Source organism: Bacillus sp. KH172YL63 (assembly GCF_011398925.1).
Taxonomy (GTDB): Bacteria; Bacillota; Bacilli; order Bacillales; family Bacillaceae_B; genus Rossellomorea.
In genome coordinates this window covers 1507890-1533762 of the sequence record NZ_AP022842.1, presented here as the reverse complement: position 1 = coordinate 1533762, position 25873 = coordinate 1507890, and the positions used below count along the sequence as shown (strand labels likewise).

Annotated in this window: 26 protein-coding genes; all 26 read right to left on the bottom strand. The window is 45.2% G+C overall.

What is annotated here, in order from left to right:
* Positions 1-43: 43 nt before the first annotated feature.
* On the bottom strand, positions 44-1342 hold the full coding sequence (gene trmFO / locus KH172YL63_RS07635) for an FADH(2)-oxidizing methylenetetrahydrofolate--tRNA-(uracil(54)-C(5))-methyltransferase TrmFO (RefSeq protein WP_173105542.1): 1299 nt from the start codon (positions 1340-1342) through the stop codon (positions 44-46).
* Positions 1343-1605: 263 nt separating this feature from the next.
* A complete protein-coding gene (gene topA / locus KH172YL63_RS07630; protein ID WP_173105541.1) occupies positions 1606-3681 on the bottom strand; it encodes a type I DNA topoisomerase in 2076 nt (691 codons plus the stop codon).
* A gap of 293 nt (positions 3682-3974) precedes the next feature.
* Entirely contained in the window at positions 3975-4832 is an 858-nt protein-coding gene (gene dprA, locus KH172YL63_RS07625; RefSeq protein WP_173105540.1) for a DNA-processing protein DprA, read from the bottom strand.
* Positions 4833-4927: 95 nt separating this feature from the next.
* On the bottom strand, positions 4928-5830 hold the full coding sequence (gene sucD / locus KH172YL63_RS07620; protein WP_149155495.1) for a succinate--CoA ligase subunit alpha: 903 nt from the start codon (positions 5828-5830) through the stop codon (positions 4928-4930).
* 16 nt (positions 5831-5846) lie between these two features.
* The gene (gene sucC, locus KH172YL63_RS07615; protein ID WP_173105539.1) at positions 5847-7007 is read right to left on the bottom strand and encodes an ADP-forming succinate--CoA ligase subunit beta; all 1161 of its coding nucleotides are present in this window, start codon (positions 7005-7007) and stop codon (positions 5847-5849) included.
* A gap of 236 nt (positions 7008-7243) precedes the next feature.
* On the bottom strand, positions 7244-7519 hold the full coding sequence (locus KH172YL63_RS07610) for an EscU/YscU/HrcU family type III secretion system export apparatus switch protein (protein WP_442858757.1): 276 nt from the start codon (positions 7517-7519) through the stop codon (positions 7244-7246).
* A gap of 8 nt (positions 7520-7527) precedes the next feature.
* The gene (locus tag KH172YL63_RS07605) at positions 7528-9312 is read right to left on the bottom strand and encodes a hypothetical protein (protein ID WP_173105537.1); all 1785 of its coding nucleotides are present in this window, start codon (positions 9310-9312) and stop codon (positions 7528-7530) included.
* Between the two features lie 45 nt (positions 9313-9357).
* The gene (locus KH172YL63_RS07600) at positions 9358-10128 is read right to left on the bottom strand and encodes a ribonuclease HII (RefSeq protein ID WP_173105536.1); all 771 of its coding nucleotides are present in this window, start codon (positions 10126-10128) and stop codon (positions 9358-9360) included.
* 87 nt (positions 10129-10215) lie between these two features.
* Positions 10216-11082, bottom strand: a complete 867-nt coding sequence (gene ylqF, locus KH172YL63_RS07595; RefSeq protein ID WP_173105535.1) for a ribosome biogenesis GTPase YlqF — start codon at positions 11080-11082, stop codon at positions 10216-10218.
* A 28-nt stretch (positions 11083-11110) separates the two neighbouring features.
* On the bottom strand, positions 11111-11650 hold the full coding sequence (lepB, locus tag KH172YL63_RS07590) for a signal peptidase I (protein ID WP_269475203.1): 540 nt from the start codon (positions 11648-11650) through the stop codon (positions 11111-11113).
* Positions 11651-11794: 144 nt separating this feature from the next.
* On the bottom strand, positions 11795-12139 hold the full coding sequence (rplS, locus tag KH172YL63_RS07585) for a 50S ribosomal protein L19 (protein WP_032088854.1): 345 nt from the start codon (positions 12137-12139) through the stop codon (positions 11795-11797).
* Between the two features lie 130 nt (positions 12140-12269).
* The gene (gene trmD / locus KH172YL63_RS07580; RefSeq protein WP_173108087.1) at positions 12270-13004 is read right to left on the bottom strand and encodes a tRNA (guanosine(37)-N1)-methyltransferase TrmD; all 735 of its coding nucleotides are present in this window, start codon (positions 13002-13004) and stop codon (positions 12270-12272) included.
* Positions 13004-13522 carry a ribosome maturation factor RimM gene (rimM, locus tag KH172YL63_RS07575; protein ID WP_173105534.1) on the bottom strand — a complete coding sequence of 173 codons (519 nt, stop codon included), beginning with the start codon at positions 13520-13522 and terminating at the stop codon, positions 13004-13006. Before rimM ends, trmD begins: the two co-directional genes overlap by 1 nt.
* Positions 13523-13539: 17 nt before the next feature.
* Complete coding sequence (locus tag KH172YL63_RS07570; RefSeq protein ID WP_173105533.1) at positions 13540-13926, bottom strand: YlqD family protein; 387 nt, start codon at positions 13924-13926, stop codon at positions 13540-13542.
* A 227-nt stretch (positions 13927-14153) separates the two neighbouring features.
* Positions 14154-14387 carry a KH domain-containing protein gene (locus tag KH172YL63_RS07565; protein WP_173105532.1) on the bottom strand — a complete coding sequence of 78 codons (234 nt, stop codon included), beginning with the start codon at positions 14385-14387 and terminating at the stop codon, positions 14154-14156.
* Between the two features lie 12 nt (positions 14388-14399).
* Positions 14400-14672 (bottom strand): 30S ribosomal protein S16, encoded by a 273-nt coding sequence (rpsP, locus tag KH172YL63_RS07560; protein ID WP_032088859.1) that lies wholly within the window; start codon positions 14670-14672, stop codon positions 14400-14402.
* Positions 14673-14790: 118 nt separating this feature from the next.
* Complete coding sequence (ffh, locus tag KH172YL63_RS07555; RefSeq protein WP_173105531.1) at positions 14791-16134, bottom strand: signal recognition particle protein; 1344 nt, start codon at positions 16132-16134, stop codon at positions 14791-14793.
* A 12-nt stretch (positions 16135-16146) separates the two neighbouring features.
* Positions 16147-16458, bottom strand: a complete 312-nt coding sequence (locus KH172YL63_RS07550) for a putative DNA-binding protein (RefSeq protein ID WP_371928757.1) — start codon at positions 16456-16458, stop codon at positions 16147-16149.
* A gap of 274 nt (positions 16459-16732) precedes the next feature.
* Positions 16733-17722, bottom strand: coding sequence for a signal recognition particle-docking protein FtsY (ftsY, locus tag KH172YL63_RS07545; protein ID WP_173105530.1), 990 nt, complete (start codon positions 17720-17722; stop codon positions 16733-16735).
* Between the two features lie 18 nt (positions 17723-17740).
* Positions 17741-21307: a chromosome segregation protein SMC gene (gene smc / locus KH172YL63_RS07540; protein WP_173105529.1), complete on the bottom strand. Its 3567-nt coding sequence runs from the start codon at positions 21305-21307 to the stop codon at positions 17741-17743.
* 11 nt (positions 21308-21318) lie between these two features.
* Entirely contained in the window at positions 21319-22065 is a 747-nt protein-coding gene (gene rnc / locus KH172YL63_RS07535) for a ribonuclease III (protein WP_173105528.1), read from the bottom strand.
* Between the two features lie 189 nt (positions 22066-22254).
* Positions 22255-22488 (bottom strand): acyl carrier protein, encoded by a 234-nt coding sequence (acpP, locus tag KH172YL63_RS07530; RefSeq protein WP_173105527.1) that lies wholly within the window; start codon positions 22486-22488, stop codon positions 22255-22257.
* Between the two features lie 94 nt (positions 22489-22582).
* Positions 22583-23326, bottom strand: a complete 744-nt coding sequence (gene fabG, locus KH172YL63_RS07525; RefSeq protein ID WP_173105526.1) for a 3-oxoacyl-[acyl-carrier-protein] reductase — start codon at positions 23324-23326, stop codon at positions 22583-22585.
* Positions 23327-24271, bottom strand: a complete 945-nt coding sequence (gene fabD / locus KH172YL63_RS07520) for an ACP S-malonyltransferase (protein WP_173105525.1) — start codon at positions 24269-24271, stop codon at positions 23327-23329.
* Complete coding sequence (gene plsX, locus KH172YL63_RS07515) at positions 24264-25262, bottom strand: phosphate acyltransferase PlsX (protein ID WP_173105524.1); 999 nt, start codon at positions 25260-25262, stop codon at positions 24264-24266. Before plsX ends, fabD begins: the two co-directional genes overlap by 8 nt.
* Positions 25263-25844, bottom strand: a complete 582-nt coding sequence (gene fapR, locus KH172YL63_RS07510; protein ID WP_173105523.1) for a transcription factor FapR — start codon at positions 25842-25844, stop codon at positions 25263-25265. It lies immediately after the preceding gene.
* Between the last annotated feature and the right edge of the window lie 29 nt (positions 25845-25873).

Below are 25873 nucleotides of genomic sequence, written 5' to 3'. Positions count from 1 at the left end.
GCTTCTAAATAGTAACACAACCGTGAAACCCTTGCAACGGATTTCACACTTTTTTCTTAAAGTTCTGAATTGTTTCTAAGGCCCTTGTTGCATGCTGTTCATTGCGTTCATTTTTACCCTTTACCTTTTTCGGTAAATCCGGGAAAAGACCGAAATTCGCATTCATCGGCTGGAAGTTGTTTTTGTTTGCAGTCGTAATATATCTAGCCATGCTCCCGATCGCTGTTTCGTGTGGAAATGCGACAGGCTCTTCTCCCATGGCGAGTCTCGCTCCGTTGATTCCTGCAATCAATCCGCTCGCAGCAGATTCCACATATCCTTCCACGCCAGTCATTTGCCCTGCGAACAGAAGGTTTTCTTGGCCTTTAAGCTGATATGTATCTTTCAATACCTTTGGGGAATTGATGAAAGTGTTCCTGTGCATGACGCCGTACCTCACGATATCGGCATTTTCAAGCCCAGGGATCAGCTGAAGGACTTCTTTTTGCGGCCCCCATTTTAAATGGGTTTGAAATCCGACGATGTTATAGAGGGTACCAGCCGCATCGTCCTGCCGCAGTTGAACGACTGCATAAGGGCGTTTTCCTGTGCGTGGATCTTCCAGTCCGACAGGTTTCATCGGTCCGAATAACATCGTTTTCTTCCCTCTAGAAGCCATGACTTCAATCGGCATGCAGCCTTCAAAGAAGATTTCCTTTTCAAATTCCTTCAAAGGAACTGTCTCTGCTGAAACCAACGCTTCATAAAAACGGTTGAATTCTTCTTCACTCATCGGACAATTGAGATACGCTGCTTCACCTTTGTCGTATCTGGATTTCAAATACACCTTATCCATGTCGATGGATTCTTTCTCAATGATCGGAGCAGCTGCATCATAGAAGTATAAATGCTCCTCTCCTGTCAGCTGCTTGATTTTCTCAGAAAGGCCCTCACTCGTCAGTGGTCCTGTTGCGACAATCGTGATTCCATCGGGAATGGATGTGATTTCTTCATTATGTACGGTGACATTGGGATGATTTTTCACCTTATCCGTCACATGTGCAGCAAATTCATGGCGGTCAACAGCCAATGCACCTCCTGCCGGCACTGAACATGAGTCTGCAGCCGCCATGATGACTGAATCGAGCTGTCTCATCTCTTCCTTCAGGACACCAACTGCATTCGTCAGCGTATTCGCCCTCAATGAGTTACTGCACACAAGTTCTGCAAATTTGTCTGTATGATGGGCGGGGGTCTGTTTTACCGGCCTCATTTCGAAAAGGTTTACTTTTATTCCCCTTTTCGCAATCTGCCAGGCGGCTTCACTCCCGGCCAGGCCTGCTCCTATTACATTTACTGACATCTATATGAACCTCCTACCGTTCGAATCCATTTTATACCCAAACCGGATTGTACATCAAAGATTGAGAAGAATCCAGATTTAAATTGTATGAAAAGTGATAAAGTTTTTAAAAACATAAAAAGGCTGACCCATCAGGTAATAGAGAAATCACCTGTTGGGACAGTCCCTCGTTACATTGTATAAGTTCATTGTTCAACAATCAATCGTTTTTTGTGGATCTGTTGATGAGATTGCAGAGGTGACAATGAACGTATGAACCAACATTATTTCTGTGGTTCTTCTTTATAATCGCAACTCGTACATTGAATTTGATTTCCTTTTTTAAGCTTTTTCTCAACAAGCAATTCAGAACATTTCGGGCATTTACGCTCGATCGGTTTATCCCATGACAGGAAGTCACATTCAGGATATTGATCACAACCGTAAAAGATCCGCTTTTTCTTGCTTTTTCTTTCGATGATATTGCCTTTTTCACATTTCGGGCATTTCACTCCGATCTCCTTGACGATCGGTTTTGTGTTCCTGCAATCCGGGAAGTTGCTGCAAGCCATGAACTTACCGTATCGTCCCATCTTGAACACCATCGGATTTCCGCATTCCTCGCAGTCTTCTCCTGCCGGTTCATCACGGATTTCGATTTTCTCCATCTCATTTTCCGCTTTTTCAAGATGCTTTTCAAAGTCTTGATAGAAGCGGTCGATGATTTGTTCCCATTTCACGTTCCCGTCTTCAATATCATCAAGACTTCGTTCCATGTTGGCCGTAAACTCGACATCAATGATGTCCGGGAAGAACTCTCTCACTAACTCCAAAACGATTTCCCCAAGCTCGGTCGGGATAAATCGCTTATTGTCCAATGTCACATACCCTCTTCGTTGAATCGTATCAAGGGTAGGTGCATAGGTGGAAGGTCGGCCTATGCCCAGCTCTTCCAGTGTTTTCACAAGTCTTGCTTCAGTATATCTAGGAGGCGGCTGGGTGAAATGCTGATTCGGATCGATCGTTTCACTGTTCACCTTGTCGTTTTCTTCAAGTGCGGGAAGGAAGTTGTCCTTTTCTTCTTTCTGGTCATCCGATCCTTCTACATATACTTTCATGAAGCCGGGAAACTTCACTTTTGAGCCTGTAGCCCGGAACATGACTGAACCGTTTACGAGATCCACACTCATTGTATCCATGATGGCCGGGGCCATCTCACTTGCTACGAATCGTTCCCATATCAGTTTATATAAACGATATTGGTCCCTTGAAAGAAACTCTTTCACTGAAGACGGGTCTCTTAATGTGCTTGTCGGCCGAATCGCTTCATGGGCATCCTGCGCTTTTTGCTGTTTCTTTTCTTTACGCTCTGCCTGCTTGATGAACTCCTCGCCGTATTTATTTACAATATACTCATTTGCTTCTTTTTTGGCGACTTCTGAGATACGTGTAGAGTCTGTTCTCATATAAGTGATGAAACCGACCGTACCCTGTTTGCCCATCTCGATTCCTTCATATAATTGCTGGGCGAGCATCATGGTCTTCTTCGCCCGGAAATTCAATTTACGTGCTGCTTCCTGTTGGAGGGAGGAAGTGGTGAATGAAGGTGCCGGGTTCCGTTTACGTTCTTTCTTCGTCACTTTATTCACTTCAAAGGATTTTCCTTTTACCTTCTGAAGCACGTCCTTGACTTCCTGCTCGGTCTTCAGGTCGACCTTTTTCCCGTCCATCCCGTAGAAGGAGGCCTGGAACGTATCTTTCCCCTTTGTGAATTCAGCGTCGATTGACCAGTACTCTTCAGGGGTGAATGCTTTTATTTCATTTTCCCTGTCAATGATCAAACGGACAGCAACGGATTGCACCCGTCCTGCACTGAGACCCTTTTTCACTTTTTTCCATAGTAACGGGCTGATGTTATACCCTACGAGGCGGTCCAGTATTCTCCGGGCCTGTTGCGCATCAACAAGGTCCATATTAATGGCACGGGGATGCTTGAAAGACTCTTTGATTGCATCTTTCGTGATTTCATTGAATACAACCCTGCATTGGGAAGTTGTGTCCATATCAAGGCTGTGAGCCAGATGCCATGCGATGGCTTCCCCTTCTCTGTCGGGGTCGGCCGCGAGAAAGATCTTTTTCACTTTTTTTGCGGCGGTCTTCAATTCTTTCAACACCGGACCTTTACCACGGATCGTGATATATTTTGGTTCAAATTCGTTTTCAACGTTCACGCCCATCTGACTTTTCGGTAAATCCCTGACGTGTCCCATTGATGCCTTCACCTTATATTTCTTTCCTAAATAACGTTCAATCGTTTTCGCCTTTGCCGGCGATTCCACTATTACTAAATAATCTGCCATCCAATAAGCCTCCTTAAAGAGGAAAATAATCACTGTTTTATAGAACCTTGGAATGTGTCGAGCGCTCCGGAAACGGTTACACTTACATTCACATAGGTTTAGATCGATATCAGTGTAGAGAAATACTACTTTTGCTTCATTCTTCTCTTTTATACAGTTTTAGATACCTGTTGCAAAATGTATAACAGTTTTACTATAATTGCAACCATTTTGTGTGATTTGCTTGCAATTATTCAATTACATATGAATAAAATTCCGTTTTATGACAGAATTTTATATCATTTTCTCGTCCTTTATACACCAAGTTCTGAAAAAATATCTTCTATTGATAATACCATTTTGGCCCCCTGCTGAATCAAACTGTTCGTCCCTTCAGCAAGCGGATCGCCAACCGCTCCCGGAATGCACAAAACATCCCTGCCTTCACTCAATGCATAATCAGCGGTGATGAACGTACCACTTTTCTTCCTCGCCTCTGTGATCAGGACAGCCTCAGATAATCCACTGATGATACGGTTTCTGAGTGGAAAATGCCACCTTTCAGGTTTCACATAAGGAGGGTATTCCGTTAACAGCAGATGATTTTCCATCATCTCACCGGCCAGATTCTCATTCTCCCTGGGATAAATATGATCAAACCCGCTTGCAATCACCCCTATGGTCTTACCGCCCGCTGAAATCGCCTCTTTATGGGCGACGGTGTCTGCCCCTTTTGCCAAGCCGCTGACAATCACAATATGTTTAGCTACCAGTGTGGGAATCATTGAATGAAGGATGTTTATTGTGTAGGATGTGGCATCCCTTGATCCGATGATGGCTAATTTCTTCTGTGCCTGAAGGAGGGATTTATCGCCTTTTAAGAAGAGTAAAAACGGAGGATCATAAACATGCTTTAAAGAATGTGGATAATCCGGATCCATGATGGTGATCCATTGTATATCATTTTCTTCATACAGCTTAAGATAACGGTCTGTCGGGAATGAGTGAAGGTCTTTGTAGAAGAGTTGTAGATTGGCAGATGTCTGACGGGTTATCTTTTGTATAACAGAGGGGGATAACTCAAACAGTGTCGGAAGTGCGGGGAGTGCTTCAAACAGTCTTTTCGTCCCTTTTAATCCAATTCCCCGGCAATGATGGATATGAAATAACATGTGTCGTCTGTCTATATGAATGTCCTCCATTCGTCATTTACTTGAATATAGATAATTGAGACTGATGGCAAAACTGCCATCAGTCTCAACATACATTAATGTGTTTTACATTTATCCAGGATACCTTCTTCTTTCAGTACCTTGATTAACGTTTCACCCATGTCTGAAGGTGTAGGCGCAACTTGAATGCCACACTCGTTCATGACGCGGATCTTCTCATCTGCAGTTCCTTTACCACCGGAGATGATCGCACCTGCATGTCCCATGCGTTTTCCGGGAGGTGCAGTACGTCCGCCGATGAAGCCTACTACCGGCTTCGTCATATTGGCTTTGATCCACTCAGCAGCTTCTTCTTCAGCCGTACCGCCGATTTCACCGATCATGATGACCGCATATGTGTCTTCATCTTCATTGAATGCTTTCAACACATCGATGAAATCCGTACCATTTACCGGATCTCCCCCGATACCGACTGCTGTTGATTGTCCGATTCCTGCTTGGGAAAGTTGGTGAACAGCTTCATACGTCAGCGTTCCAGATCGTGAAACTACGCCCACATGCCCTTTAGTATGGATGTAACCAGGCATGATTCCAATCTTGCACTCTTCAGGTGTGATAACACCTGGGCAGTTCGGTCCCACAAGGCGTGTTTTCTTTCCTTCCATATAACGTTTAACCTTCACCATATCCAATACCGGGATATGCTCAGTGATACAGATAGCAAGATCAAGTTCTGCATCTACTGCCTCCATAATGGCATCTGCGGCAAATGGTGCAGGAACATAAATGACTGAAGCATTTACGCCTGTTGCTTTCTTCGCTTCTTCAACTGTATTGAAGACAGGTACGCCTTCAACCTCAGTCCCGCCTTTACCAGGTGTCACACCAGCCACGATCTGTGTACCGTATTCAAGCATTTGCTTTGTGTGGAAAAGAGCAGTTGATCCTGTAATTCCCTGTACAACAACTTTGGTATCTTTATTAATAAATACGCTCATTAGTCCCCCGCCTTTCTTAGCCTACTTGCTCAACGATTTTTTGTGCGCCGTCTGCCATAGATTCAGCTGCAATGATATTCAATCCTGATTTATTAAGGATATCTTTACCCAAGTCAACATTCGTACCTTCGAGTCTGACAACCAGCGGTACTTGAAGACCGATTTGCTTCGCTGCTTCTACAACACCTGTTGCGATAACATCACACTTCATGATTCCACCGAAGATATTGACGAAAATACCTTTGACGTTTTCATCAGAAAGGATGATTTTGAATGCTTCGGTTACCTTCTCGGCTGTGGCACCGCCCCCAACGTCAAGGAAGTTAGCGGGATCTCCGCCATAATGTTTCACGATATCCATCGTTGCCATGGCAAGTCCTGCACCGTTGACCATGCAGCCGATATTTCCATCAAGGGAAATGTAGCTAAGGTCATATTTGGATGCTTCGATTTCTTTCGCATCCTCTTCTTCAAGATCACGCAGTGCAAGCACGTCTTTTTGACGATATAATGCATTGGAATCAAAATTGAATTTCGCATCCAGTGCCATCACATCCCCGTCTCCTGTTACAACAAGAGGATTGATCTCTACAATGGATGCATCCTTTTGAATATACACATTATAAAGGCCCATCATGAATTTGGCGGCTTTTCCAACCAGCTGTTGAGGGATATTGATATTGAACGCGATACGGCGTGCCTGGAAGCCCGTTAAACCGACTACAGGATCAATATACTCCTTGAAGATCTTTTCTGGTGTCTGTTCTGCCACTTCTTCGATTTCTGTCCCGCCTTCTTCCGATGCCATCAATACGACTTGGGAAGTTGCACGGTCCAATACTAGACCTACATAATATTCTTTCTTAATATCACAGCCTTCTTCAATAAGTAAGCGCTTTACTTCCTTACCTTCAGGGCCTGTTTGGTGAGTCACTAACGTTTTTCCTATTAACTCTTCTGCATATGTACGCACCTCGTCAAGGCTCTTGGCGATCTTAACCCCGCCTGCTTTTCCTCGACCACCTGCATGGATTTGAGCTTTTACTACATATACGCTAGAATCTAACGTCTTCGCCGCTTCAACCGCTTCTTCAGCTGTAAAAGCCACTTTACCATTTGGTACGGACACCCCGTAATTTCTGAGGATTTCTTTACCTTGATATTCATGGATATTCATTTTCCATCCTCCTATCAAACTCTTCAAAAAATAGACTGCGCTTTCATTGTATAAAATGACAGTATATCTGTCTACCATTATGGTAAAAATATTATATTAATTTAAAAATTCTGAACAATACCTACGCATTATCACTCTAATCACTTTGGGTTCGAAAAAGGAAAATCTCTTAAAATATTATATCTGAAAAATATTTTAAGAGATTCCTTCCCTTTTTACAATAACGCCTGTATGCATTATCCTGAACTTTTTTTGGCGTGCTCCCTGTCCAGTCTGTAGACGAATGCAAATACTTCTGCTACAGCCCCGTAAAGCTCTTCAGGGATCGATTCCCCCACATCCAATTTCCCAAGAAGGGATAATAAGCTTTTATCTTCCTGCACAGGTACATGATGCTCTTTTGCCTTTGAAAGGATGTTCTCTGCAATGATCCCCTTTCCCCTTGCAAGGACCTTAGGTGCTGATCCATTTTGTTCATCATACCCTAAAGCAACTGCTTCTTTACGCTCCATTTCGTCCCTCATACCAAGATATCAACTCCGGTGAATGTTGTATTGTCAAGGTCCACAAGGCTGTCCTTTGACAGGTCTTTATCTCTGTCAGGGGTTTTCACCTTGACGGAAGTCAGCCGGTAATCCAGTTCCATCAAGCCAGCTTTCAGCTTGGGCAGCAATGCAAGTGACGCCTTTTCAACAGCAGGATCGTCATTCCATACGGTAAGGGTGATCACACGGTTTTGGACCTGCATATCAATCAATGTTTCTTTTAAGCTGTCAAGTTCCAGATAGAACAATACGCGGCAGAAATCTTCGTCAATGATCCCTTTCTCTTTTTCCTTACCCGTCCATTGAAGCGTGATGTCTGTATTCCTTCCAAATAGAAAGAGAGGAAATTGCTGTATGATGGTAAGCAACGGGGCGTTTTCCTGAGATACAAGGACTTGATGATTCAATTTCATCACAATGTCATCAGCCAATTGGCGCACTTCCGGCAGCGGATGGGTGAGACTGAGGCTGACAAGGCTCTCTTTCAGGTTAAGGGGTTGAAGTTCATACCCCTTTTTTTGCAGCTGGGCCTCGTAATTGATCCCAAGTGAGCCAATCACCCTTTTTAACACCTTTGTTAATTCATCCCCCTGCATCTCTTGAGTGAATTCCTGCTCCAATTGTTGATACAGCTGATGAAATACCCGGCCCTGATTGGAAAGAGGTACACCTTTTGCAAGCGAACGCTCTAGGTTTCCAAAATTGATTTCCATCGACTGTTTCTGTTCTTCACTGATCAACCCCATCAAAAGCTTCGTTTCAAGATTCCCTTTGCCTTCACCCATATTGGAGAGCAGTGTATTCACAAGTGAACGGCCTGCCTTCTCCAGGCCTGCAGGCTCGCCGCCTGCAGCTGCCTGGAGCCTGTTCAATTCTTTGCCCACACGGCCTCCGGCATCATTTCCATTTAACAAGGGGAATGCTCTCTCAATATTTTTCTCAACATACCCCTTGGCAGAAGCGCCCTTCACAATCGCGGAAGCTACACCATCTTTCCATTGATTCATCGTGGCCCCTTCCGGCAGAAAGCCTAGAGACTTCAATAAATCAAAATGCCCGAGCCTGGCCGAAAAAGATTGGGATGGACTGGACAGCATTGATAGAGACTTCCCTACCATCCTTTCCATCAACATCCCGTTCACCGGGTTTTGTATATTTTTGATCAATTGGAGGGTGGATTTGTCTGTTCCTGTTTCACTCAACTTGCCGGAAAGGGTATTCAGCATTGAAACAAAACCTTCTTTTGACAAACCGGCTTTCATGGATTGAAAAACCTTCTCCGTGAACGGCAGGTTTCTTTTCGCTATATCTACCAATATTTTAATATTCTCTGCGTCTCCTTTTCCGGTCACATGCTTCTCGGCAAATAGAAGCATGTCTTTGTCAAACGGCAAACGATTCTTTACGAGTTCATTCAATAAAGAGGTCATGCCCTCTCCCTGGTTCTTGACAGCCATATGACGCAATAGATCTGCTATCATCCCCTTGGCGGTCATTTCCCCTGTACGTGGGTCAGAAATGACTGCAAGGCTGATCCCCTTTTCAGATTGCTTCACTTCCACCCAGTATCTTCCCCCTGCTTCAACAGGGGTTTCAAGCTTCGCTATGAATCGCTGACCATTTACAGATACTTCTGCCTGAGCGTCACCCAGGTGTTTGTGAACACGTACATTGAGGACTTTCCCTTCCTGTAAAGCAAAGGGCATCCTCTGTGCGGCTGACACGTTTTGATTCGTTGAAGTTCCATGAATATGGGTCATATTCTATCTCCCGTCCCATGATTGATTTAGAAGCGTGCAAAGGAGTTACAGCAGTTCCTTGACCGGCGCGAAACTTTTCCTGTGCAGCGGTGTAATGCCATACTGGGCAAGGCCGTTTAAATGCTCTTTTGTTCCATATCCGGCATTATTCTCGAATCCATAACCGGGATACTTCGTTGCGTACTCCTTCATCATCCTGTCCCTCGCCACCTTGGCGATGATCGAAGCGGCAGCGATGGAAATGCTTTTTGAATCACCTTTGATAATGGACTGGCTCGGATAAGGCGTTTCGAGCTTCATGGCATCGATCAATAAATACTCCGGAGAGATGGTGAGGTTATTGACGGCACTGTTCATCGCTTTTTTCGTTGCTTCATAAATATTGATTGAATCTATCACATCTGCATCCACAATCGCCAACCCGATTGAAATGGCATGTGCCCGGATATGGGCAGCATATTCTTCCCTTTTCGCTTCGCTTATCTTTTTACTGTCATTCAAGCCCGGCAAATAGAAATCTTCCGGAAGGATGACCGCTGCCGTCACGACGGGACCTGCGAGCGGTCCCCTGCCTACCTCGTCTATCCCTGCAATCAGGCTGAAGCCTTGATTGCGAAGTTCATTTTCATATGTAGTAAGCGCCTTGAATGCTTCATGTTCCTCTTCTCGCTTCTTTCTTGCACGTTCGGCCTGATCAAGAAGTTTCTGCACACCTTTCCTGCCATCCTTCTTTAATTCATCGAAAATAGGATCAGTATCCGGGACTGTTCGGATGATTTCACTGATTTCCTTAATTGTTCTTTGTACGTTCGTCAAAACGTCTCCCCCTTTTACTATCGGTTCTTCCAGGAAATAATAAAGAGGCTGTGTAAAAGGGGGTATCCCTTCGTGCAGCCTCTTCGTTTATTCTTCGTCTTGTTCTGATTCACCGATGAAATCAAATGTCATCGGTCCCAGTTCTACATTTCGGATATCCCTGACGATGATTTCGGACGTCTTGTCATAGTTTACTTCTCCGCCCGCCATCAGGCAGCCTCTCTTCTTGCCGATGTGGTTGAAACAATCTACAACCTCTTCCGGTATCGTTTCGAGTCCGTAACGTTCCTCAAGACGCTCTGGATAATGCTCTTCGAGGAATCTTAATCCGTAAACAGCAATATCCTGCAAATTCAGGATGGTATCTTTGATTGCCCCGGTCAGTGCCAGCTTATAACCGACCTTGGGATCTTCGAATTTCGGCCACAGTATTCCTGGTGTATCAAGTAATTCCAGTTCTTTTCCGACTTTGATCCACTGCTGCGCCTTCGTTACGCCGGGCGTGTTCCCGGTTTTCGCGATGTTTTTCTTGGCCAGGCGATTGATCAGCGTGGATTTTCCCACATTCGGGATCCCGACAATCATTGCCCTGATAGCACGGGGCCTCATCCCACGGGACTTCATCCGGTCGAACTTTTCCTTCAGGATCTCTTTCGCGGCCTGGACAATGACTTGCAGTCCTTTCCCGGCCTGTGCATTGACGGCAAGTGCCGTGATGCCCTGTTCTTTAAAGTAGGCGATCCATTGGTTCGTACGGTTCTTATCCGCCATATCTGCTTTATTCAACAATACGAGACGGGGCTTCTGGCCGATGATTTCTTCGATCATCGGATTCCGGGAAGATAACGGGATTCTCGCATCTACTAATTCAATGACAATGTCGACAAGCTTTAATTTCTCAGTAACCTGCCTGCGCGCTTTAGCCATATGCCCTGGAAACCATTGTATCGTCATATGACCACCTCCAAACAACTTTTTTCTATTATTTCACAAAGCCTATATCTTTAACAGGCCAATATATCACTTTCGTATCTCCGATGACCTCATCAATCCGGACGGTACCGATGTGACGGCTGTCCTTGCTGAAACGTCTATTATCGCCCATCACAAAAATCTCACCTTCAGGAACCGTCTCTTCTCCAGTGAGGTCTGTCAATGTAAAATCTTCCGTCAGCACCCCGTCACTCAATTGATCTTTGTACTCATTCAGATAAGGCTCAGGATAAGCCTTACCATTGATATATAATGTATCATTTTTGTACGCTACTTTATCTCCCGGCAAACCGATGACCCGTTTGATATAGTCCTTTTTTTCAGGAGCGTGGAACACGACGATATCAAATCGTTCAGGAGCACCGAGCTTACTTACAATCATCCGGTCCCCATTATGTAACGTTGGCATCATTGATAAACCATCCACTACGATCGGTGCAAATAAAAAGAATCTGATGATGGCAGCTAAACCGACTGCAATCAACAGTGCTTTCATCCACTCCCACCACTCATTTTTTTCTTTTGCCACTTCTCCACCACCCAAAGGTTATTTATATCTTTTTCTATTCTACTAGAATTTGATCGATTTCTCATCAAAAAAAGGTGGGTTGTTCAAAAAACGGTCCTTACATAAGGAAAAGGAGCTTGTCTCCAAGCTCCTCTTCTTACGTTCTTATCGAATTTCTTTAATACGAGCCGCTTTACCACGTAGGTTACGTAGGTAATAAAGTTTCGCACGACGTACTTTACCGCGACGAATAACTTCTAATTTAGCGATTTTTGGTGTGTGTACTGGGAAAGTACGCTCAACACCAACACCGTAAGAAATTTTACGAACTGTGAATGTTTCGCTGATACCGCCACCGCGGCGTTTGATTACTACTCCTTCGTATACCTGAATACGTTCACGAGTACCCTCAACGATGTTAACGTGTACACGTACTGTATCACCAGGACGGAAAGATGGTAGATCAGAGCGAAGTTGTTCTTTCGTAATATCTTCGATTAATTTGTGCATCTTATTCAACTCCTTCCAACAGATGCTCTTACAAAAGCGATTGATTGCAGCGGAACATCGGGATCCATGGCCTAAGTATCCTCAAGCCACAAAGAATATAATATCACAGCCTAGACAAGGATGCAATAGATTATTCAGACTTTCTCCATTCCTCAATCCATTGCTTTTGTTTATCGGAAAGTTCACGGGATTCCAGCAAATCCGGCCTGCGCTCGAATGTCCGCCTCAGGCTCTCCTTCTCCCTCCACTCGTCGATCACGCGGTGATTCCCCGATATCAGCTCATCAGGCACCTTCATCCCTCTGAAATCTGCAGGGCGGGTATAATGGGGGTGCTCGAGGAGGCCTGACGAGAAGGAATCGAGTACAGGGGAATCCTCGTTCCCAAGTACGCCGGGCAGCAGCCTGACAACACTGTCAATGACCACCATCGATCCCAGTTCTCCTCCAGTCAGGACATAATCCCCAATGGAGATTTCATCGGTCACGACATGCTCTCTGATTCGTTCGTCATATCCTTCATAGTGTCCGCAAATGAATACAAGATGATCTTCTTCTGCAAGCTCTTCTGCCTTTTTCTGCGTAAAGCGCTCACCTTGGGGGCACATCAGGATGACTCTCGGTTTGGACTGCTGTTCCTTTTTCACCGCGTCCACTGCATCAAAGATCGGCTGGGGCTTCAATACCATCCCGGCTCCTCCGCCGTATGGATAATCATCGACCTTATTGTGCTTGTTGTCGGCGTAATCCCTGAAGTTGATCACATTGAAGGTGACAGCTTCCTTTTCCTTCGCCTTCTTCATGATCGATTCACCGAAGACCCCCTCGAACATGGCAGGGAATAGTGAAAGGACATCAATCCTCATCATGATAACAAACCTTCCATCGGCTCGATCGTGATGATTTGGTTGTCAATATCGACAGTCTTCACAACATCCTCTATGTAAGGAATCAAATGTTCTTTCCCTCTTTCTCCCTTGACCACCCACACATCGTTTGCTCCTGGGCTCAACACTTCTTTGACGACCCCGAGAGCATCCCCGGCAGTGGTCACGACCTTACAGCCTACAATTTCATGCAGATAGTACTCACCTTCGTCAAGTTCCTGCAATTGATCTTCCTGCACCTTCAGGATTCCTTCTTTGAATTTCTCCACATCGTTGATATTTTCATATCCTTCGAATGTCAACAAATCAAAGTTTTTATGTTTCCGGTGAGATTTGATTACCAGACCCAAAGGTTCTTTCACCTGACCTTGGAATAAATACAATGTGTTCCCTTTTTGATAGCGTTCTTCGGGAAAATCGGTTGTCGAAACAATCTTCACTTCGCCCTTTACCCCATGCGTATTGACAATCTTCCCTACGTTAAACCACTTTTCCATTGCTTTCACCTCTTCACTCAACGAATTTCTTTCACTTTGCCGTCCTCGACTACAATCGTCTTCGAAAGGGCTGCCTCATCCCAATTGTCACCAACTTGGATATCGAGCATACCTTGCACTTCCCTTTCCTTCAGCTCACTGCCAATCGGTAAGATCATAAGCTGTTCGATTTGAAAGTCCAGAAGCTTGATTTTTTCAGCCCTGTCATTCAATTCCTTATCAAAATGCTTTTTCAGCTTATGTGAGGGATATTTCTTCCCTCTCTCGATCTTTTTCATCTCGAACTGCAACTGATCGCATTCTTGCGCCAGTTGTTTCTTTTGATTTTCATATCGCTGCATCAACAAATCCTTGCTCTTTACTGTCAGTACCTGTTTAACCGTAATTGTATGTATGACATTCAAACGACTTCCTCCTCCTTTTCATCCACCCCACATGGAAGCAAGGTTCTTCAGGGTGTTCTGAGGGGAATGTGGATAATCTTGGGCTTTTGTACCCTTAACTCTATCATATCACTTCAGGTGACTCATCCCTATGAAAAAGGGGACTGACGTGTTAAGGCTAGCAAGTAACCTTTGTGGGTCAGTCCCCTCATTCCCTAGAGAGCCGGGAGAAGGAGCTTGATGCTCCTTTATTCCACGATCTCTAAAAAGATTTTCTTTTGTTGTGAAGATCCTGCTGCAGCGTATACCACAGTTCGAATCGATTTAGCTACTCTCCCTTGCTTCCCAATGACCTTTCCCATGTCCTCCGGGTGAACGGCCAACTTGTAGGTTATGCCGTTCGCTCCTTCATCTAAGTCGACGCAGACAGCGTCCGGATGGTCCACTAAGGGTTTCACAATCGTTAGAATAAGATCTTTCATCGATCTAATCGATTACTTGCTGTTTTTAGCATTGTGGAATTTTTCCATAATGCCTTGTTTTGAGAATAAGTTACGAACTGTGTCAGATGGTTTCGCACCATTTGATAGCCATTTAAGAGCAAGCTCTTCATCGATTTTCACTTCAGCTGGTTTAGCAACAGGGTTGTAAGTTCCAACTGTTTCGATTTGACGTCCATCACGTGGTGAACGAGAATCTGCTACTACGATACGATAGAAAGGAGATTTTTTTGCTCCCATACGTTTTAATCTGATTTTTACTGCCATAATTAAAGCACCTCCGAATAGTTTCACACAAGTTAGTATAATATCAAATGTGTATTTTGTTTGTAAAGTGTTTTTTCTTAACAGTTCAATTTTTCTTTTGAAAAACCGAACGAAAGTCTTACATAAATGGGAATTTCATCCCTTTTTTCTTTCCTTTTCCTTGCATGCCACTCATCTGTTTCATCATTTTTTTCATGTCCTCGAATTGTTTAAGAAGACGGTTCACCTCTTGGATCGACGTTCCGCTTCCTTTGGCAATCCGCTTTCTGCGTGAGGCATTGATGGTTTCAGGATGTGTTTTCTCATCCTTTGTCATTGATTGGATGATGGCCTCAACGTGACTGATCTGTTTGTCATCGACTTTGACTTTATCGAGACCTTTCATCTTGTTGGCGCCAGGCATCATCTTCAGCAATTCATCAAGCGGACCCATCTGCCTCACCTGGCCGAGTTGCTCCAGGAAATCATCAAATGTGAAAGACATGGTGCGCATCTTTTTTTCAAGCTCTTTGGCCTTATCTTCATCCACATTGGCCTGCGCCTTCTCGATCAGGGACAACACGTCTCCCATGCCGAGAATCCTTGAAGCCATGCGTTCAGGATGGAAGGCTTCAAGCGCATCCATTTTCTCACCCATACCGACGAATTTAATCGGTTTTTCGGTGACTGAACGGATGGAAAGAGCGGCTCCTCCACGGGTATCTCCATCAAGCTTGGTCAAAACGACGCCGGAAATGCCGAGTGCTTCATTGAAGCTCTGTGCGACGTTCACGGCATCTTGACCGGTCATGGCATCGACAACGAGGAAAATTTCATCAGGATTTGAGAGTTCTTTTATTTCTTTCAACTCACCCATCAGATTTTCATCGATATGAAGTCGGCCTGCCGTATCAATCAGGACATAATCGTGATGTTCTTCTTTTGCCTGTTCGATCGCTTTTTTCGCAATTTCAACCGGACTTACCTGATCTCCCATGGAGAATACAGGAAGGCTCAATTGCTTCCCGATCGTTTCCAGCTGCTTGATGGCAGCCGGGCGATACACATCGGCAGCGACTAACAATGGTTTACGGTTATGTTTTTTGCGAAGCAGGTTCGCAAGCTTACCAGTGGTCGTCGTTTTACCGGCCCCCTGTAAACCAACCATCATGATGACAGTCGGAGGACGTTTGGCGACCGCAATCTGGCTCTGTTCACCGCCCATCAAGTTGGTAAGCTCTTCTTGAACAACTTTAATGACCTGTTGTCCTGGCGTAAGGCTCTTCATGACTTCCTGCCCTACTGCACGCTCGCTTACTTTCTTGACAAATTGCTTGACCACTTTAAAATTAACGTCTGCCTCCAAAAGAGCAAGACGAACTTCACGCATCATTTCTTTAACATCCGCTTCTGAGATTTTCCCTTTACCACGGATTTTTTGTATTGTGCCTTGCAGTCGGTCGGCTAATCCTTCAAATGCCATTCATGCCGCCTCCTAATCCAATATTTCAAGATCATCAATGAGTTTTAAACAATGAGAAGAATCGATTGACGGCTCTTCTATCTTTTGTCGCAATTGATCAAGAATCTCGTTGCGTTCTTGAAATTTCTTAAATAATAAAAGCTTTTCTTCGTACTCCTCGATCATGGCCTCTGTCCGTTTAATGTTGTCGTATACCGCTTGGCGACTCACATTATACTCTTCAGCGATTTCACCCAGGGAGAAATCGTCTAAATAATAGAGGGACATATAGCTTCTTTGCTTGGGAGTTAACAAAGATTGATAAAAATCGTAGAGATAATTCATTCTGGTTGTTTTCTCCAGCACGGATATCCCTCCTTGTTAAGTGAAAAACCTTTACATATGAAGAATACAGTCTTTACAGGCGTTTGTCAAGGATTCCACCAAAAATCCAAAAGGAAAATGCAGCGTTTTTTACTTCATGCAGCATTTCTCATCCCGAGATATATCCCCCTCGTGATAAAGCAAAAAATCCGGACGATCCAACATGCCATATGAGACATTTCAATGATCGCACGGATTTCCCTTCTGCTAAGCCGGATTACACCTGGCCGATTTCTTATTCTTCTTCTTTGTCCACGAGATTTGAGAACAGGCCGTACACATATTTTTCTGCATCAAACGGCTGAAGATCGTCCATCTTTTCACCCAAGCCAACATATTTAACCGGGATTTCAAGCTCATTTCTGATTGCGAGGACAATTCCGCCTTTGGCCGTACCGTCAAGCTTCGTCAGGACGATCCCTGAAACATCCGTTGCTTCTTTGAATGTTTTCGCCTGGACCATCGCATTTTGACCGGTCGTGGCATCAAGCACGAGCAGCACTTCATGTGGTGCTCCCGGAATTTCCCTTTCAATGACCCGCTTGACTTTTTCCAATTCTTTCATCAGGTTCACTTTATTTTGCAGTCTGCCGGCAGTATCACAGATGAGGATATCAGCCTTTTTCGCCTTTGCAGATTGAACCGCATCAAACATGACTGCCGCAGGATCGCTTCCGGCTGCCTGTTTGATCACCGGCACGCCTACCCGCTCGCCCCAGACTTCAAGCTGTTCAATCGCCCCTGCACGGAACGTATCCCCTGCAGCAAGCACGACATTCTTTCCTTCTTCCTTGAACATATGGGCCATCTTCCCGATGGTCGTCGTCTTACCGACGCCGTTCACACCGACAAATAATAAGACGGTTAATTGATCTTCCTGGATGTTCAGGCTGTTGTCTTCATCTCGGTCACCCTGATAGATGTCAACAAGTTTTTCCGAGATGACAGACTGCACTGCTTCTGTATCCTGGATATTTCTTCTTTGCACTTCAAGCTTCAGCTCATCGATCAATTCCATGACGGTATCAAAGCCGACGTCTGCACCGATGAGGATTTCTTCCAGCTCCTCAAAGAATTCTTCGTCCACTTTACGGTATCTGGCTACAAGATCATTCACCTTTGTAGTGAAATTATCCCTCGTTTTGCTCAGGCCATCTTTGAACTTTTCCGTCACATTGTCACTTGATTGCGTAAATTTATCTTTCAGCTTTTTAAAAAAACTCACAATTTCACACCCCGCTCATTAAGTTTCAATTAATTCCTTCGTTTCTTGCAATCTGACCGAAACCAATTTCGATACCCCTGATTCCTGCATCGTCACTCCATAAAGCACATGGGCCTCTTCCATCGTACCCTTGCGATGGGTGATGACGATAAACTGGGTGTCGTCACTGAATCTCTTCAGGTATTGACTGAACCTCTGCACGTTCGCTTCATCGAGGGCTGCCTCGACTTCATCGAGGATACAGAAAGGAACCGGACGGACTTTCAAAATTGAAAACAGGAGGGCTATCGCCGTCAATGCTCTCTCTCCTCCGGACATCAGTCCCAGGTTCTGCAGTTTCTTACCTGGCGGCTGAGCGACAATATCAACCCCTGTATGAAGCAGGTCGGATGGGTCTGTCAGCTTCAGCTGGGCACGACCGCCGCCGAACAGTGCTTTGAAGACACCTTCAAATTCAACCTGGATCGCAGAGAATGTTTCATCGAACCGCTTGACCATCTCCGCATCCATTTCATTGATGACAAGGTACAGCGTGTCTTTCGCTTCGGTTAAATCGTTTTTCTGCTCGATGAGGAATTCATATCTTTCCTTCACTCGTTCATACTCATCAATCGCACCGAGATTGACTGTGCCGAGCTCCTCTAATGCCAGTTTAACAAGCTTTACTTTCTTCCTGGCATCCTCCACCTCGATGGTCAACGGGTAGTCTGCCTTTGCCGCTTCGAACGAAAGCATATACTCATCCCTGAGATGATCAAGGCGATTTTCCAACTCGACATCCAGCCGGTTGATTTTCACTTCTTCATCCCTTAAAGCCCCGACCAGGCCTTTGTGCTGGCGCTTCAGTTCTTTCAGCTCAACCTCTTCTTCTTCGACACCCTGCTGGAGACTGAAGCGTTCGTCTCTCCGCAGCGAAATTAATTTCGCAGTTTCCGCTTTTTGCAGGGCACATTCTTCGGCTTTTTTGCCCAATTGTTCTTCCCCTGAAAAATTGTCTTTCATTTCAGATTGAAGCCAGTCCAAATCATCCTGCAAAGAAGTTTTTCGTTTGTTGGTTTCCTGGATCGTTTCGGTTACCCGCTTTAATTGCTCCCGGCTGTTCACCAATTTCTCGTTTGCAGCGGCAAGATTGGCTTTCATATCACTGATTTCATTCAGGAGGGCATCCTTGGACGTCCGCTCACTGTTTTTCTGGAGAGTGAGTTCATTTATTTTCTTATCAAGATCTGAGATTTCTTCCCCGATCACTTTAAGCGATGCTTCAAGCTCAATTGATCTTGAGCTGTGTTTTTCTTTCAGCGACGAATAGTCTTTTTTCTCCAAATCATAGAGAGAGAGCCTTTCATCGAGATTCTGATGGGTTAACTCAATTTCACGGAGTTGGGAGAGAAGTTCCTGCTCCTTGATGCGTAAGCGTTCTCCCTTCACTCTCATTTCCTCTAATTTCTTCTCCCTGAAGCTGCTCTCTTCCTTCAGCGATTTCACCTGGTTCTGGAGCTGTTCGGTCTGCTTTTCCATCGCAGTAAGCTTTTCTTTCATTTCTTCTAGCTCACCTTTTCTGGACAGCAGTGAATTCTTCTTCTGCTTCACCGTTCCCCCTGACATGGATCCACCAGGGTTGACTACGTCCCCTTCAAGAGTGACAAGGCGGTAGCGGTATTGAACAAGCTTTGCGATCTCATTGGCACCTTTCAGGTCTTTTGTGATGATGACATTCCCGACAAGGTTCGAAATCACCATGTGGAATCGTTCATCATAGTCAAGGAGATCTGCAGCGACGCCGATAAAGGAAGGATGCCCCTTCAGCATATTCTTTTGGTTTTCAGGTATCGACTTCCCTTTAATGACATTCATAGGCAGGAAGGTGGCACGGCCGAATTGATTTCTTTTCAAGAAAGCGATGGCTCTGCGGCCGTCTTCCTCTGTGTCCACCACGATATGCTGCATCGAAGCAGCAAGCGCAGTCTCCATTGCCGTTTGATATGGCTTAGGAACCGAAATCAATTCTGCTACAGCCCCCTGGATACCGGACAGCTGGCCTGAACGCTCTTTCAGGACCTCTTTTACCCCCTGAAAGAAGCCGGAATAGTCCTCCTCCATCTCTTCAAGCATTTCTTTCCGGGATTTTGCCTGTTGAAGAAATTGATATGCCTGATAAAGGGTCTTTTCCTGCTTTTCATATTGGGCTCTGATTTGTTCCAGCTTTTTTTGTTCTTCACGATAAAAGAACACATGCTCATCAATCTGCTCTTTTTGTTCCTGAAGCTCTTTCGCTCTTTCTTTGTGACGGGCATGTAGTTCTTCCCGCTGGGTCACATATTTCTCATTTTCAGCTTCCAGGCGGCTGCTCCGGTTGGATTGCTGATCCAGCTGCTGTTGAAGATATTGCAGCTCATTTTTCGCCGAAGCCTGCTGATTGAGTTTTTCGATATAATCACTTTTGTATGACTCGATTACTTCTTCAATATTTTCATTATAGTGCCTGAACTGATTCTGTTTCTTCGTCAGCCCTTCTTTCAGGCTCGTCACTTCCGCCTCGACAGACGCAAATGCCCGCTCAGCCAGCTCCTTTTCAGAAACAAGATCGGACAGCCTTTGTACCGCGTCCTCAATTGATTGTTTCAACTGGGTTTCGTTGGTGGAAGAATTACGTTTCCGTTCCACGAGCACCTGTTTGCGTCCCTCAAGTTTTTCTAATTCTTCACTTGTTGAGAGAAGCACTTCCTGAAGGGTTGAGATCGATTCATCAAGTGCGGCAATTTTATCCCTGCTATGGGTCAACGACGCTTCCTTCTTTTGAATGCGGGCAGAAAGGGCCAATTCTTCATTTCCGTGCTGTTCAAATTCTTCGCTGAGCTTCTTCCACTGCTTATGTAGATCTTCTATATCATAGACAGTCAATGCGACCTCGAACTTTTCCAGTTCTTCTTTCTTTTCAAGGTAATCCCTGGCCATGGAGGCCTGGATTTTCAGCGGTTCGACCTGCCCTTCCAATTCATGGAGGATATCATTTACACGATTCAGGTTTTCCTGTGTTTCAAATAACTTATTTTCTGCCTTTTTCTTTCGGGACTTGTATTTAAGTACACCGGCAGCTTCTTCGAATATCGTTCTCCGGTCTTCAGGTTTACTGTTGAGGATCTCCTCAACCTTCCCCTGACTGATAATCGAAAACGCTTCCTTACCGAGGCCTGAATCCATGAATAATTCAATGATGTCCTTCAGGCGGCAAGGCTGTTTATTGAGGAGGTATTCACTGTCGCCGGAGCGGTATACCCTCCTTGTGACGCTGACTTCCGAATAATCGATCGGAAGCGCCCCGTCTTCATTATCCAATACCAGTGTCACTTCTGCTATATTCAGAGCCTTCCTGGAATCACTCCCGGCAAAAATGACATCTTCCATTTTTGCCCCTCGCAGGCTTTTGGCCGACTGTTCTCCCAGTACCCATCTGATTGCGTCTATAATATTGCTCTTCCCGCTGCCGTTCGGTCCGACCACAGCGGTGACACCCGGGACGAATTCCACGGATATTCTTTCTGCAAAAGATTTAAACCCCATTACTTCTAGTTGTTTGAGGAACATCTTCTTTCCCCCTATTTAGCGTCAAGCTTCTGTTTTAGCATTTCTAGCGCCTTTTGTGCGGCTTGTTGTTCAGCTTCCTTCTTCGAACGGCCCTTCCCAATTCCCAGTTCTTCATTATTCAGGCTGACCCGTGATATGAACTGGCGGTTATGGGCCGGTCCGCTCTCTTCGAGGATCGAGTATTCTATCATCCCAGCACTGCCCCTTTGGACCAGTTCCTGCAGTTGACTCTTGTAATCCATCACATGAGAAAAAGCACCGACATTGATTTTTGGATACACAACTTTTTCAAGGATGGAGATGACTATGTCCAGTCCTTGATCCAAATATACCGCGCCTATGAAAGCCTCGAAGACATCTGCAAGCAGGGCAGGTCTCTCCCGGCCGCCTGTCATTTCTTCTCCCTTGCCGAGCAGGATGAGTTCCCCGAAATTCAATTCCACGGAAAACGTCACAAGTGATGGCTCACACACGATGGCTGCCCGCAGCTTCGTCAGTTCTCCCTCGCTCATCATCGGGTACTTCTTGAAAAGGAATTGTGATACCGTCAATTCAAGCACGGCGTCACCAAGAAACTCCAAACGCTCGTTGTCTTCATATGGCTTTCTGCGATGCTCATTCACATAGGATGAATGTGTGAAGGCTTGCTTTAACAGCCTTTCATCTTTAAATTGAATTCCCATTTGATTTTGGAACGCTTTGAACTTTGCGTCCTGTTTATGTTTCGATAATCCATTATTTCGACTTTGCTTTCGCATAAGGCACTCCACCTTGTTCCAAATGTTCTCATTGTATACTAATCAAGTTTATTCTAAAAAAATCAATTACGCAAAATTTTCTTTTACAGGGGTCAGAACACAAATAAACTTGGTAGAAGTGGGACCTCTACCAAGTTTAAAATGGTTTGAATGAAAGGCGGCATGGCCACCCTTCCATCCAATCAACGATTAAGCCTTTGCGTTTATGTAGTTCACAGCATCACCTACTGTGCCGATTTTTTCAGCGTCATCGTCAGAGATTTCCATGTCGAATTCATCTTCAAGTTCCATAACCAGCTCAACTACATCAAGGGAGTCAGCTCCTAGGTCTTCTTTGAAAGAAGCTTCAAGCGTTACTTGAGATTCATCCACACCAAGACGATCAACGATAATTTTTGTTACGCGATCTAATACTTCTGCCATTATTGTCACCTCCCCTCAAATATTATAGAGCATTTTGACCTCTAATGAAAAGAGTATACATGAAAACGGTAAATAAATCACCCGTTTCAAGTCGTTACATCACCATTCCACCATCAATATGGAGGGTCTGCCCTGTCATATATGAAGCAGCGTCTGATGCTACGAAAGATACGACCTGTGCAATATCCTCCGGAGCCCCGAAACGGCTCAACGGGATCTGCTTAAGCATTTCTGTCCGTACATCTTCAGGAAGTTCATCCGTCATATCCGTAGAAATGAACCCGGGAGCAATTGCATTGACCGTGATCCCTCTCGGCGCCAATTCCTTCGCAGTTGTCTTAGTTAAGCCAATCACCCCGGACTTTGCCGCAACATAATTGGCTTGCCCGGCATTCCCGCTCACTCCGACGATGGAAGAAATGTTGATGATCCTTCCGCTTCTTTGTTTCATCATTTGGCGGGTAACCGCTTTTGTACAGAGGAAAACGCCTTTTAGATTGATGTTGATGACATCATCCCATTCATTTTCTTTCATTCTCATTAATAAATTATCCTTTGTGATCCCGGCATTATTGACAAGGATGTCAATAGAGCCGAATTCAGATATCGTTTTTTTGACCATATCTTGAACCGATTCGCTGTCAGAAACGTTACACTGAACTGCGATTGCCTCTTTGCCGATACTCTTGATTTCATCGACAACTTCATTCGCTTTCGCTTCACTTCCAGCGTAGTTCACGACAACATTGCAGCCTTTTCGTGCAAGTTCAAGGGCGATTTCCCTGCCAATTCCACGGGAGGCACCTGTAACAAGGGCCACTTTACCTTCTAAATTCATTTACGCTTCCTCCTTCAAGGCTTGAATCGTTTGCTCCAACGAAGCTTCGTCATGGACCGCAAACGTCTTTACCCGTCGGTTTACTTTCTTTACCAAACCGGAAAGCACTTTGCCCGGTCCGACTTCCACAAATGTATCTACACCGAGTTCCAATAATTGCTCTACCGTATCTTCCCACTTCACCGGGGAGTATAATTGCTGAATCAATAGACGCTTGATTTCTTCCGCATCAACGACCGGCAGCGCCGTGACATTTGCGAGGACCGGTATTTTTGCATCTTCAATCGATATGTCATCGAGGATGGAACTGAAACTTTCTGCAGCGGGTGCCATTAATTGAGAATGGAACGGACCACTTACTTGAAGGGGGATCACACGCTTGGCCCCTGCTTCTTTCGCTTTTTCAGAAGCAAGCTCCACTCCTTTCACCGTCCCTGAAATGACGATCTGCCCCGGGCAGTTCAGGTTGGCAAGGCCGACTGTATCTCCTTCGGCTGTTACCCCATCGGTTACTTCCTTCAGCGCATCCCTGTCCATTCCGAGAATGGCAGCCATCGTACCTTCTCCGTTCGGTACAGCAGCTTCCATGAATTCGCCTCTTTTACGGACAGCATAAACGGCATCCTCAAACCCGATCGCACCTGATGCCACAAGAGCCGAATATTCTCCCAGACTGTGACCGGCCGTGTAATCAGGCTGTATGCCCTCTGCCTTCAAACGATCCATAATGGCTATACTCGTCGTCAACAATGCAGGCTGGGCATTGGTCGTCTGTGTCAGTTCCTCTTGAGGACCATCAAAAATAATGGACGACAGATTTGCACCTAATCTTTCATCGGCTTTCGTGAAATACGCCTGCACTTCAGGATATTCCAGAGCCAATTCCTTTCCCATCCCGACCGTCTGTGAACCTTGACCGGGAAAGATGAACGCGATTTTACTCATTTGTTTCCACACTCCCCTTAACAGCGTCTTTGATTGTATTGGAAACGTCCTGTTTGACCATTTCCCTCGCCTGCCTCATCGCATTATAAAAAGCGACTTCATTTGAAGAACCGTGGGCTTTGATGACAGGTGCTTTCAAACCGAAAAGACCGGCTCCTCCATACTCGGTATAATCAAGCATGCCTTTTAGCGATTTTAAATCATTTTTCACCAGGCCGGCAGCGATTTTATTTTTTGTTGAAGCGGTAAACGTCTTTTTCAGCATGGAAAACATGGAAAGGGCCGTTCCCTCGATCGTCTTCAACACCATGTTCCCGGTAAATCCGTCAGTGACGACTACATCTGCAGGTCCTTCGAGGAGATCCCTCGACTCAACATTACCGACAAAATTGATCGGCGCATCCTTCAATAACTGGAACGCTTTTTTAGTCAATTCATTTCCTTTTTTATCTTCCGTACCGATATTCAATAATCCGACCCGGGGGTTTGCGACCCCTCTTACCTTCTCTGCGTATATACTCCCCATGATGGCATATTGAGCGAGATGTTCCGGCTTGGCATCGACATTGGCACCCAGATCCAGCATCAAAAATCCGCTGCCGTCGAGGGTTGGAAGGGTAGGCGCGAGAGCTGGACGTTCTATTCCCTCAATCCTTCCGACAACAAACAACCCTGACGTCATGAGCGCACCTGTATTCCCTGCAGAAATGCATGCATCTGCTTCACCGTCTTTCACGGCCTGGGCCATCAGGACCATGGACGCATTCTTTTTGCGTTTGACAGCTCTCACCGGTTCGTCAGTAGCCTCGATGACCTCATCTGTATGGATGATCGTCAGGCGGTCATGATCAGATATGTACTGCTTGATTTTATTTTCATCTCCGTAAAGGAGGACTTCCACATCGGGAAATTCACTTAATGCCCTTTTTACACCCAATACCATTTCTTTTGGGGCATGATCTCCGCCCATTGCATCAACGGCTAACTTCATCTAGTCTTCATCCTTTACAGATTTTTTAGAGCGATACATGTCAAATTCACCTGTGAAAACGACCTCTCCACCGACTAAACTCTGGACTTCCACCGTTGTCCGGTCTTTTTGGTCTTTCGTATGTATCACTTTCGCTTTCGCTACTACCCGCTCGCCTTCTTTAACAGGCCGGGTGAAGCGGATGGTTGATTTGGCAGTCAGTGCCAGATCATCATTGATGACGGCAACTGCAAGGGAATTCGCCTGTGCAAACAAGTGATGCCCCCGCGCGATGCCGTTTCTGATAAATACATGCTCCCTTTTCACATCGAAAATGGATATGGCACTTTGATCTAATTCTATATCAATGATTTCCCCAATGATTTCTTCAATGGGTAATGATTTCACTTCATCTTCAAACGATTTCTCTGCTACATTTTTAATCCGTTCCCTGAGTTCCGGTATAGACAGTTCCATACGGTCCAGGCGTATTGTCTGGACGCTGACCCGGAAACGGTCGGCCAGTTCCTCATCAGTAATGAAAGGATTGTCCTTTATCGTGTCTGTCAGGTTTCCCTGTCTTTCTTTTTTTGAAAGTCTCAATATCAACACCGTCCAGTATTAGTACTAGG